The organism is Alteromonas sp. McT4-15 (assembly GCF_020515205.1).
Lineage (GTDB): Bacteria > Pseudomonadota > Gammaproteobacteria > Enterobacterales > Alteromonadaceae > Alteromonas.
The window spans coordinates 126,820-138,835 of record NZ_JAJALG010000008.1; the positions used below are offsets into that span (position 1 = coordinate 126,820).

At 43.3% G+C, this 12,016-nt stretch carries 8 protein-coding genes; 3 read left to right on the forward strand and 5 right to left on the reverse strand.

Going from position 1 to position 12,016, the window contains the following annotated elements; translation table 11 throughout:
- Positions 1 to 24 precede the first annotated feature (24 nt).
- Positions 25 to 2,928 (forward strand): bifunctional [glutamate--ammonia ligase]-adenylyl-L-tyrosine phosphorylase/[glutamate--ammonia-ligase] adenylyltransferase, encoded by a 2,904-nt coding sequence (glnE, locus tag LHL20_RS08725; protein ID WP_226433018.1) that lies wholly within the window; start codon positions 25 to 27, stop codon positions 2,926 to 2,928.
- Positions 2,929 to 2,958: 30 nt separating this feature from the next.
- On the opposite strand, the gene LHL20_RS08730 is transcribed toward glnE, so the two are convergent.
- From LHL20_RS08730 to LHL20_RS08745, 4 genes are all read right to left on the reverse strand, one after another.
- Positions 2,959 to 3,576 carry a TcpQ domain-containing protein gene (locus LHL20_RS08730; RefSeq protein ID WP_226433019.1) on the reverse strand — a complete coding sequence of 206 codons (618 nt, stop codon included), beginning with the start codon at positions 3,574 to 3,576 and terminating at the stop codon, positions 2,959 to 2,961.
- A gap of 240 nt (positions 3,577 to 3,816) precedes the next feature.
- Positions 3,817 to 4,746, reverse strand: coding sequence for an LpxL/LpxP family Kdo(2)-lipid IV(A) lauroyl/palmitoleoyl acyltransferase (gene lpxL, locus LHL20_RS08735; protein WP_226433020.1), 930 nt, complete (start codon positions 4,744 to 4,746; stop codon positions 3,817 to 3,819).
- A 125-nt stretch (positions 4,747 to 4,871) separates the two neighbouring features.
- On the reverse strand, positions 4,872 to 5,129 hold the full coding sequence (locus tag LHL20_RS08740) for a DUF3081 domain-containing protein (protein ID WP_159627118.1): 258 nt from the start codon (positions 5,127 to 5,129) through the stop codon (positions 4,872 to 4,874).
- A gap of 143 nt (positions 5,130 to 5,272) precedes the next feature.
- A complete protein-coding gene (locus tag LHL20_RS08745; RefSeq protein WP_226433021.1) occupies positions 5,273 to 5,827 on the reverse strand; it encodes an outer membrane beta-barrel protein in 555 nt (184 codons plus the stop codon).
- A 266-nt stretch (positions 5,828 to 6,093) separates the two neighbouring features.
- Between LHL20_RS08745 and LHL20_RS08750 the strand changes: the two genes are divergently transcribed.
- Both LHL20_RS08750 and LHL20_RS08755 read left to right on the forward strand, forming a co-directional pair.
- The gene (locus tag LHL20_RS08750) at positions 6,094 to 8,343 is read left to right on the forward strand and encodes an acyl-CoA dehydrogenase (RefSeq protein WP_226433022.1); all 2,250 of its coding nucleotides are present in this window, start codon (positions 6,094 to 6,096) and stop codon (positions 8,341 to 8,343) included.
- 173 nt (positions 8,344 to 8,516) lie between these two features.
- Positions 8,517 to 9,191, forward strand: coding sequence for a hypothetical protein (locus tag LHL20_RS08755; protein WP_226433023.1), 675 nt, complete (start codon positions 8,517 to 8,519; stop codon positions 9,189 to 9,191).
- Positions 9,192 to 9,312: 121 nt separating this feature from the next.
- Here LHL20_RS08755 and LHL20_RS08760 read toward each other — a convergent pair whose 3' ends face one another.
- Positions 9,313 to 11,817, reverse strand: coding sequence for a TonB-dependent receptor (locus LHL20_RS08760; protein ID WP_226433024.1), 2,505 nt, complete (start codon positions 11,815 to 11,817; stop codon positions 9,313 to 9,315).
- Positions 11,818 to 12,016: the final 199 nt, after the last annotated feature.

Here is a 12,016-nt window from a genome sequence, read left to right on the forward strand (position 1 = left end):
ACCAATAAGTAATAAGCGAGTATTATGCCAATAGACGACGAAAATAGCATGACAAACCGAGAACACGGCGAAAAGTTGTGGCAGCAATTGTTGTCATCACCGCATTCAACCGAGCAGAGCAATGCAGCCATTGAAGCCCATAAAACAACATTAATTACGGCATTCTCTCGCTCGTCGTTTCTCGCTGACACTCTAACAAAATACCCTGATGCACTAACAACCATCATGCAAACGCCCCCCACAAAAGCGCATTTGTCTTTTTATAAAGGGCTGTTAGCAGAAGCGTTGAACGAGGTTTCTAATGAAGACCAATTGATGTCATGTTTGCGTAACATTCGCAATCAACAGATGGCATGCATTACCTTTCACGATGTACTAAACAAACAGTCAATTGAAGACTCGTTGCATCAAGTGTCAGCACTAGCAGATGCTCTGATTTGCTCAGCTTACCAATGGTTATACCACAATCTTGTAAATCGTTACGGAAAACCCACGTGTGATAGCGATGACATGCACATGTATATTCTTGGCATGGGCAAGCTAGGTGGTAAAGAACTCAACTTTTCTTCTGATATCGACCTCATTTTTGCCTACCCTGAAAAAGGGGAAACCCAGGGAGGGCGGAAATCTATAGAGCACCAACAGTTCTTTACCAAGCTAGCCCAAAAGCTCATTCAAGCCCTTAACAAGGTTACCAATGATGGGCAAGTCTACCGCGTTGACATGCGCTTGCGCCCCTTCGGTGACTCTGGTCCATTAGTCATGCATTTTGCTGCGCTGGAAGACTACTACCAAGATCAAGGTCGACATTGGGAACGCTTTGCAATGGTGAAAGCACGCATAGTGAATGACGATAACACTGACAATGCGAAATGGCTAAAAAGTATTCTTCATCCTTTTACGTTCAGACGTTACTTAGACTTCACTACGCTTGATGCACTTCGCAATATGAAAAAGCTTATTGCCACTGAAATTCGCCGTCGTCGTTTAAGTAACAACATCAAATTGGGCGCAGGCGGCATTAGAGAAGTGGAATTCTTTGCGCAAAGCTTTCAGCTCATTCACGGTGGCAGAGAGCTTTCACTACAAAGTAAGTCATTACTTACTACGCTTTGTGCGCTTCATGAGATTGGAATTATTGAGCAATCAGTAACACAGCAGCTAACCAAAGACTATTTGTTTTTACGTAAAGTCGAACACACCCTTCAACAATGTGAAGATAAACAAACGCAAACACTACCAGATTCGCTCTGGCAGCAAAACGCGTTAGCTGAAGTCATGAATTTTGAACGCTATGAGGATTTTTTAAAATCATTAGAAGCAACCATGGCGCGAATCCATGGTCATTTTAATGAGCTAGTCGAGGAGTCGCACGAAACCCACGGAGAAGAAGATGCACTCTTTTCTGCTTGCCAAGACGCATGGCGCCTTTCACTTCAAGAAGAAGAGTTTCGTGATGCATTCTGCAACTATTTATCTAACATTGAAATAAGCGGTATTTTTGGCGCCTTATCTGACTTTAAAGAAAAACAACGTCACTATCGCATGGGGCAAAAAGGTGAAGACACACTAAATAAACTGCTTCCTGAAATTTTATATGTGTTGGTAAATCAACACCCAACCAATGCAATCTATGTGTTACACCGAATACTAGGTGTGATTGAGGCCATAACAGGCAGAACAACATACCTTGACTTACTACTTGAAAACCCTGACGTATTGCGACAACTAGTCCGTTTGTGTGAACGCAGTGAATGGATAGCACAGGAAATTAAGCGCTTTCCATTATTGCTCGATGAGTTACTCACGCCGCTCTATTTAGGCCAACAAAATACCGACATTGTCACCAGCAAACGCGAATACGAGCTAGAACTAAGAGAAACCATGCTGCGCATTGAACAAGACGATGTTGAAATGCTGATGGATGCATGGCGACAGTTTAAGCTTTGTCAGCAGCTACGTATTGCGGCAAGTGATATTAGCGATTCTTTGCCCATCAACAATGTAAGCGATAAATTAACAGTTTTAGCCGAAGTTATTCTAGACAATGTAGTTAACGCTGCATGGATACAGATGCAGGCCCGTTTCGGGATCCCCAGCCACTTAGAAGGTACTGACAAAGGGTTTGCTGTCGTTGGTTATGGCAAGCTTGGCGGCTATGAGCTTGGCTATGGCTCTGACCTTGATTTAGTGTTTTTGCACAATGCGCCTAGAGGTAGCACAACAAATGGCACTAAATCCATTGAGTCACAACAGTTTTATATCAAACTTGCACAACGCATTATGCATCTGCTCAACACCAAAACCTTGTTTGGGCAGTTGTACGAAACCGATTTGAGGCTGCGTCCGTCTGGTAACGCAGGGCTGTTGTGTTGCCATATTGATGGCTTTGAGAAATACCAAAAAGAAGAAGCGTGGACGTGGGAGCATCAAGCACTAGTAAGAGCTCGCGCTATATGTGGCGATACATCTCTGCTTGAAGCGTTCAAGCATGTGCGAAAGGCAATATTGTGCCAAAAAAGAGATGTCGCTACCCTTGCTGAAGATGTGTGTAAAATGCGTATAAAAATGCGCGAGCATTTACTGAATAATAGCGATGATAAAGTTGATTTGAAACAGTGTGAAGGCGGCATTACTGATATCGAGTTTATGGCGCAATACTGGGTTTTAGCCCATGCACATCAGTTAGACGCACTTACTGTATACCCTGACAATCTGCGTATCTTTGATGCTGCAGCATCGGGAAACCTAATTAAACAAGAAACGGCAAACGAACTGCAAAAGGCCTACTTAGCATTGCGTGAGCAATACCATCATCTCACGCTGGCTGACACTAAATTTGCTGATCAAACAGAAGAGCTTGAAGTCATTCGAGAACGTGTAACAACACAATACAACGCATTATTTGGGAAGTGTGGTACATCGTAGTACCACACTTAACAGATTACATCGGTTAATTTAGCCTCTAACAATTTCACAATTAGTGGTTAGAAACTCAGTTTCATTCGCCGTCACCACTAACGAGCGCTGACGGGCACATAAGTACGCTTTGACTTCACCTTCAAAACTACCATCAATGGCACTGGCAATTTTAGCCAATGAACCAGACACGGTATTGTCTAATTGGAATTGATATTTAATGACAAAGTCTTGCTCGAGGTTCCAAATCAGTTGCATACCTTCCGCTTGGGCGTATTGTGAAATGGCTTCTCTTAAGGTGTTACCTTCCTTAAAGGTGCGATACTTATGCTCGCCAGTCCAGTTCTTTTCCACTGGACGAGTTTGGCTAGACATTTGCGCAAGCTTGCTATCTAAATTTGGATCGACACCAGCGATATCAAGAACAAAGTCACCCTGCTCTTCTTCCACAGGGTCAGTCGCTGACATTCTAAAGTCTCGGTAAAAATCGCTGAGTCCGCGGGAAATGGATTTTTCCTCAACTTGCGACTCTGGCACAGCGCTTTGTTCTCTATTTTGTAGAACAAAGATAAGTACACCTGCAATAACGACAAGTGCTACAGCAAGCCCTATTTGTTTTGCCCAAAATGATGAACTTGAGTAACCTGTTTGTGCCATAATTCCTTTTTACCTACTGCTTTATTAGTGACATTTCATATTTTTTATATCAAATAATGCTGTAACACATTACGTGCTGAACATCGCTTTATTCAACTTATATTCTTTTATTTTAGTCTAAGTAGTGTGGTTAACCCATTAGCCTATTTATCTAAATTTGCCACTGTAAAGGCCAAAATCAAACAGAACGCCCAATACCAGCTAAATCAAAGACATCACCAATGAATGCGCAAAAATGCTTTAATCATAAAGTGATGCAGGATTGTGTGGAGGTCTTGTTTTAAATCGTTTGTGCATCCAAAGATAGCTTTCGGGCTGCTCTTTCACTGCCGCATCAATATGCACATTTAACATGGCAAGTGCGTCTCTATCTTCCATTTCACCAAGACCGTGAAGTGGTGGATAAATCTTAATTTTGTAACCGCGCTTAGTATATTGTGATGTAATGATCATCGGCTCACTGTTACTGCGGCGAATAAACATCAATGTCGCTGTAGTTGTTGCTGTTTCCTTAACACCACCAAAAGGCACAAATATACTTTGTCTAGGTCCGTAATCTTGGTCAGGTAAATACAAACACAATTCTCGCTCATCTAATGCAGCCAACAGCGCCTTGGCATTGCGCTTGTCTATCATATATTTATTAGAACGATTGCGACCGTGATATTGAAGGTAATCAACTAACGGATTGTTATGCTTTCTGTAAAACGCGATGCTCGGGTGAAAAAAGCCAATCCCACGACATGCAAATTCAAGGTTCATATTATGAAGTGCCATGCCAAACACCCCTTTCCCTTTAGCAAAGGCTGCTTCAACATGTTCGGTACCTTCTATCTCGATAGCTCGCTTTACGCGCCACGAAGGCCACCACCAGCCCATAGCCGTCTCAAATAAGGCCATTCCCGTGCGGCGCACGTTTTCTTTAAATAGAGCTTCGACTTCTTTCTCGCTAAGTGCTGGGTTCCACAAGGCTAAGTTTTTTTTCGCGACTTTTGCTCGCTTAGGTACAATTAGTGCTATCAAGCGCCCAGCACCTGCACCGATAAGTCTTATCACGGGTAATGGAAGCCACGTAATAAGATACAAAATAAATACACCCAGCCACACTGGCCAAAATTTAGGCCCTAGGAAGGCGAGTTTAAATTGAGGAGCTTTGATTGCCGCTGCCAATGTCGATTTCCTTACAATAAACGAAGCGAGCATTGTAACAGAAGGAATTTTTTGCGGCTATGTGGTGCAAGTCAGGATACGGTGAGTACCGAGTGAAAATAGGATAAAAGCGCGCTGGTGCGCGCTTAGTAGGCTTTATCGATTTGCTTTAGTTTTTTCTCAAATGCTTCGTATTGTTCTTTGGTGTCATAATCAAAATGATATTGATTGTGAAAACCAAATTGTAACTTAACTGTGGCATCTTCAATAAACAGGGTATAGCCATCGTGGTCAGTAAACGCAGTTATACCCATCAAATGGTATTGTTCGTTTTCTTTTGCGCCGTTTTGACGAATCTTATCGAATACTTGAAGAAGAAACTTGCTGTCGAGTTCGTTTTTCATAATTAATCCGTTGTTATTTCGTTATGTTTGATACACACAACACCAAAAGTTGGATTTGCTTTTAGAAAAAATATGTTCGCCAAGCGGTGGGCGCGTTGACTAATTCACGGCAAATAACTTGCCACGCTTCGACACCACTTGCTTTAAAAGTTATACCTGAATCCCAAGTTAAGAACATGAGCGGAAAAATCGTCTTTCCCACCAAAATACGAATATTCAAAACGCAACATGGATTGGTTGCCTACGTAGTAATCGAAGCCAAGCCCTACCAATCCAGCAATAACATCGTCGTCGTATCCACAAACCAATACATCGTCACCGCACGCACCGCTATTAATCGACGCTTGTTCAATATCGATGTTAGCCACACCTATTTTGTAAAAAAGCTCACCTTGTTGACTACTTGCTTTCCCTAATAAGGCAACATAAGGTCCCTTGCTAGACAGTATTTGTTCGTCAGTATCGACATCAATAAGCGATACGTAACCACCCTCTACATACCACTGCCTATGAAATTGATATCCAATAGCTGCTGAATAGCTGACGTCACTTTCGCTGTCCACCTCGGTATCAACATTTCCATAACCAATATTAACTACACCGTAACCGTTCGCTGAAGCATTTGTCGAAAACATTGCTGTTGCTGCTAGCACACTTAAACCGGCCGCTCTCATCAGTGGACTAAGACACTTAATCATTAACTTACCTCTCCTTGAAGTTGACTCTCAACTATAAAAGAGAACCTGTGGAAATCAACTTGAATGCGCACAATTTTAGGCAGCACGTAATTAACAAATGTTAAAACGGCGCAATATTAAACAATTGTTTGAATTATTTGAAACAGCCCCTGTCAAACCGAATGAATAAACACATGAATATTAATTAATTTTTACAAAATTTGATCTTTTTCGAATCTGGTGTAGTATTAATACACACAACTGGTCAGATGAGCGGATGAGTTATTATGAGTATCAGAACTAGCTTAAAGAAAGTATTACCCCCAATTTCAATCACAGAACAAGAAGCCCTAGATGCGGGTGACGTGTGGATTGAATCTTCTATTTATCAGGGTAAGCCTGACATGCAGGCACTACGCGATATCCCTCAGGCTAAACTGAGCGCAGAAGAACAAGCATTCATGGACGGTCCAGTAACAGAATTACTGAACATGGTCGATGATTTCGAACTAGGTAACGGCAAGCACATTCCTCAGGAGATTCTTGATTTCCTAGGTAAGAACCGTTTCTTCTCAATGATCATTCCAAAGAAATTTGGTGGTCTTGAATTTAGTCCATATGCAAACTCGACTATTGTTGCAACGATTGCAGCAAAAAGTGGCGCGATTGCGGTAACCGTAATGGTTCCTAACTCGTTAGGCCCGGGCGAGCTACTAATGCACTATGGTACTAGCGAGCAACAAGATTACTGGCTACCTCGTCTTGCTGACGGTCGCGATATTCCATGCTTCGCGCTAACAAGCCCAGAAGCAGGTTCAGACGCAGGTGCTATTCCTGACGCAGCTATCGTAACGAAAGGCGAATACAACGGTGAAGAAGTACTTGGTCTGCGCGTAAGCTGGGACAAGCGTTACATCACGCTTGCACCAATTGCGACAGTTCTTGGTCTTGCCTTTAAAGTATTCGACCCAGACCAACTTCTAGGTGACAAGTTAGAGCTAGGTATTACTTGTGCTCTTCTACCTAAGTCACACCCTGGTGTTGAGCTTGGTAACCGTCACGATCCTATGGGCGTGCGTTTCTACAACGGTACAACTCGTGGTCAAGACGTGTTTATTCCAATGGATTTCATCATTGGTGGGCAGAAGAACATCGGTCGCGGTTGGCAGATGCTAGTTAGCTGTCTTGGTGCAGGTCGTGGTATTTCACTTCCAGCAATGGGCGTGGCAACAGCACAGTCAGCATTTAAAGGTACGGTTGAATATTCATTTGTACGTGAGCAATTTGGTCTTCCAATTGGTCGCTTCGAAGGTATTCAAGAGAAAATGGCAGACATCGCTGGTAAGACATTCTTACTAGAAGCGATGCGTGTATTAACTACTGAAGGCCTTGGTCTAGGTGTTAAGCCATCTGTTGTAACGGCTATCGCGAAATATCACATGACTGAATTAGGTCGTGATGTAATGAACTCTGCAATGGATATCCAAGCAGGTAAAGCGATTCAACGCGGCCCACAAAACACGTTAGCCGGCGGTTACGCGGCATTGCCTATCGCCATTACGGTAGAAGGTGCAAACATTCTAACGCGTAACCTTATGATCTTTGGTCAAGGTGCAATGCGTTGTCACCCTTACCTAAAAGACATGGTTGACCTTATTCACAGCAACGAAAGTTCTGCGGATAAAGAGTTCAACAAAGTGCTTCGTAAGACTGTAGGTTTCAGTGTGAAGAACGCGTTCCGTAGCTTCGGTAAGGCATACCTTCCGTTCCTACGCGGCAGCGAGTCTGCTCTTCCAGAAGTACGTAAGTACGAGAAGCGTGTTAACAGCATCTCTGCGAAACTAGCACCTCTTGCTGATTTGTCACTTGCGGTCCTTGGTGGTGACTTGAAGAAAGCTGAGCTTCTATCTGCACGTTTAGGTGACGTAATGAGCTACCTTTACGGCGCAATGGCTGCAATTCGTTTCTACGAGCAGCGCATTGAAGATAGAAAACTTGCGCTACCATACTTTGAGTATGCAATGCAGTGGTCACTACAACAAGCTGATCAGGCAATTGTTAATTTCATCAACAATTTCCCGAGCACAGCAACACGCGGTTTAATGCGTCTGCTAACAAACACGTACTCTAACAGTGTTGCTGGTATCAGCGATGATCTAGTGCGTGAGCTGTCAGTTGCATCTATGCAAGACAACAGTGTTAAAGCACAGCTAACGCACCTTGTGCGCGTAAGCCCAGGTGACGGTAACGACATTAACGAGCAGGCGTTTAAAGCCAAGCACGCAGTTGCTCACCTTCTTGGTAAAGTGCAAAAAGCACTGCGCAAAGAGCCGGTTGTACCGTTTATCTCTTTCGAGCACGCGCTTAACAAGCTTCAAGAAAAAGGTGTAGTTAATGCCGATGAAGCGGCTAAGCTTCACGACTACAACGAAAAACGCAAACTTGCGGTACGTGTAGACGAATACACATTTGACATGGAACTTGTTCCAGCGTCACAAACGCTTAAAGCGATTGATGGCGGTCAAAACGCAGCCTAAACAGCGTTAGTAACCCAAAGCCCTGGCAATAGCCGGGGCTTTTTTTTACCTGAATTAAATTTAACTTCTAAACGCGCCACTTCATTAGACAATACCTCAACTATAGTCTAACTTTTGTTGCGATATCCCATAGCTGCAAATATGCGTATTTTTCGAGATTCAAGGATGTAAGAGTGAGAATTGCGTTTACTTTTCTGTTAGCAATAACATTGTTGTCTATTGGACTTTGTGTTTCAGCAAACGAAGACCGCTTTATTATTGGTTACGTCAGTCACCCCAGAGTACTAAACCATTACAAACCATTCATGGAGCAGGTGTATGCCGATATTGGTATTACTGCCGAATTTGTTGAAGTGGGTGGAGAGCGAGGTTTACGCTTGCTAGAAGAAGGAATGACTGATGCCGACGTTATCCGGTACGACGTTGTTGCCACACCTTCAAACAATATAATAGCGATTGAACCGCCTTTCTCACAGGGTGCCTCTTTCTTGTTGTGCATTCGCAATGCACCGTGTCACAGCGACATTATTAATGACGCCAGTAATGCTATAGCGGTAACAACTCGTTTTTTTTCTAACATGGGTAAACCCAAAGCCAGTATTGCGGCTAACATTTTCGAGTTTGATGATTTCAACCATGTTTTGGAGCTGCTTGTGAATGGTCGTTTTAATTACGCCATTCTGCCCAGCGACTTTACACAAAATGCTATTTTCGAAAAGCAAGGCATTGAGTTTTTGCCCATTGTTGAGCATAAATTGGTACATGTTATAAACAAGAAGCATGCATATCTTTACAGTGCATTGTCAAATGCAATTGCCAGTCGCCTAACGCAGGAGGAAAACGAATAGCTTTGTGCTTTTTCACCTGCCTTATCCTATGGAAATCGTGAGCATTACCATAAAAAAACGCCCGCGCTAGGCGGACGTTTTCAATCATCTAGTAGAGTGAGTTCACACTCTGCACTGCGTATTAATCAAACATATATTTAAGTGATAATACTGTTGTACGTCCGTTCAGTGGGCGGGCACGTACATAGCTACCAACGGCCGCAGAACCCTCTTCAGACTCGGTAATAATGAACTCATCTGTTGCATTATTTACGTTAAGCGAAACCGAAAATTGATCGTTCACCCAGTAAGTAGCGAATAGATTAACTAAGTTATAGCCTTCCTGCTTAAGGTCATTGTTGTCTTGTACGTAGTACTCTGTAGAACCTTGTAATGATGCGCCTACAGACCACGTATCAGTGACATACTCAGGCGTTATGGTCCAAATCCAGTCAGCCTGACGACGAGGCGTATTCCCTTCAAGCGCAGGGTTGTTCACGTCATCGCTAATTTCAGCGTCTGTCCATGTCAGGTTACCAGACACAACAAAGTTATCAGTTGCATTCCAACGACCTTCAAGTTCAAGACCTGTAGCTTCGTATTCGCGCATAAACGTAAGGCCACTGGTGACCTCTGCTTGCGTGTCCTCAGTAACAGTATCAAACAAGGTAGCGTTTACCATTAAGTCTTTGGTGCCGTATTTATAACCAATTTCAAGCTGCTTAGTGGTGTCATAACCTGATGTTGTGTTTGTTAGACTACCGTCAGCATTTAGCGTACCGCCAATTTGTAGTAAGCGGTCAGCAATCGCTCGCCCACCTTTTGAGTAGCGCGCGAAGAATGTTTGACTGTCACTTAGCAAATATGAACCACCAAAAGAGTATGATGTATTATTGGCTGAGTAGTCGACAATCTGTGACGCCGCACCAGCGCGGTTGAGATTGATTACACCACCGCGAATAAAGCCACTGTTCGTTGCAGACGCGTCTTCAATTTGTTCTATTACGCCGTTACCGTTAAGGTCGAAGTCAGTGTTACCACCGCAGCACGAACTGATCAATTCACCAGACGCTTCTGTTGTGTCATGACGCACCGATGCATCAATAATGATGTTGTCAGACAATTCAAAACCGACATTCATATAAGGCGCTTTGGTGACGTAGTTTAAGTCCCACTCCCATGACAAGAAGCTCGCCGACAGTAAACCATCAGACACTAATTCAACACCATCAGCGTCTGTAATATTTAGAAGCTGAGAGTTGTCTCCGTCTAACGTCTGAATAAAGGTTTGCCAGCTTGACCAGCTAGTGGCGATATCTTGATTCGAATAGTAGTAACCTACCGTTAGATTAACACCGTTGTCGAACTCTTTACGCAAGCTGAAATCGTTAATCATATTGCCAAGATCATTAATGCGCGTGTCAAACTGCAGATTAGTGAAGGCTTGGCCTGTGTAGACATCTCCAGCACCTGGGCCATTTGCCAACGTCACTGTCGTGCTGTCGCAGTTAAGCGCGTTACCATCGCCGTCTGTCGCACCTGAACATAATGCAGATGCAAAGTTAGACACATCACCCGGGCCTGCTGGGAAACCATCAGTGAAAGGCGCAATAAAACCGCCTGAGATATCAGAGATGCGGAATTTGTTTAAAAGAAACAGATTTTCAGCAACTTCTAAATCAACTTCCACGCCAAATGAACTTACTTTTGATTCTATGCCATCGCGAACGTCACGATTTTCTGGGTTACCATAGCTATCAAACGTTGAGATATTTGTGTTGTACGCTGAGTTTAGTGCCTGTGAGCTAGCATCGTAACCAGGTACTGGACCATATTCACCGTCACCTTTCACCAAAACAGGTGAAGGTAGATAGGTAGACACTTTGTCATCAAGGTTTTTGTAATAAAAACGAATGTGACCTTTGTCGAGCATCTTGGTGATATTGAATTTCACCTGGCCGCCTTGATCGCCGTTGTAGCCTGTTTCACGAGGCCCTTCTCCGCCGCGAGCAAATCCAGCAATGTGATAATACAAATCATCGCTGATTTCACCGCCATAGCGAAAATCTAGGCGAAACTCTTCATAGTCAACGCCAAATGAAGTGCCGATTGCACCACCACCAATCTGGCCGGTGTTACTAATCATATTGATAACGCCACCAGGTGAGTTACTTGCGAAGGTAGAAGCAGAACCACCGCGCACTGCTTCTACATTTGCCACAGACCAGTCGTAGCGTAGAAAGTTATCAGCGTTACCAAAGTTAATATCACCATATTCTAAAACCGGCAGACCGTCTTCGTGGATTTGTAGGAACTTAGAACCACCGGTTGCTAGCGGAATACCGCGGATAGTGATATTGGCATTACCGCCACCACCTGAGGATTCTGCGCGAATACCAGGAAGCGCGCGGAATACTTCCGCCGTAGAACGAGGTGCTAGCTTGACAATATCATCTTCGTCAAATGCACTGACTGAAACACTGGCTTCTTGCATAGTTGTACCGCCGGGTGTCGCAGTAACAACAATTTGTTCGTATTTTTCTTTGCTGCTTGTGTCTTCTGAAACCGCTTCTTGAGCAACTACAGAATTCGATAGAGCCGCGCAAACAGCCAAGGTTATTGTGTTTAATGTGTGTTTTTTATTCATGTCTTCTCCAGCGGTTTAGGTTGGCGCCGTTAAATACAAATTCGTGTGTGATGGTAGATCAAGAAAACTTAATCGTTTAAGAATTTATATCATAGAAAAATATTTGTAAACATTCTGTGAAATAAAAAACAGAAAAAAACATTAATAAAAATTATATTTAACTGAGTCTTAACAAAATTTTTCTGCTAATGGAGCTAGA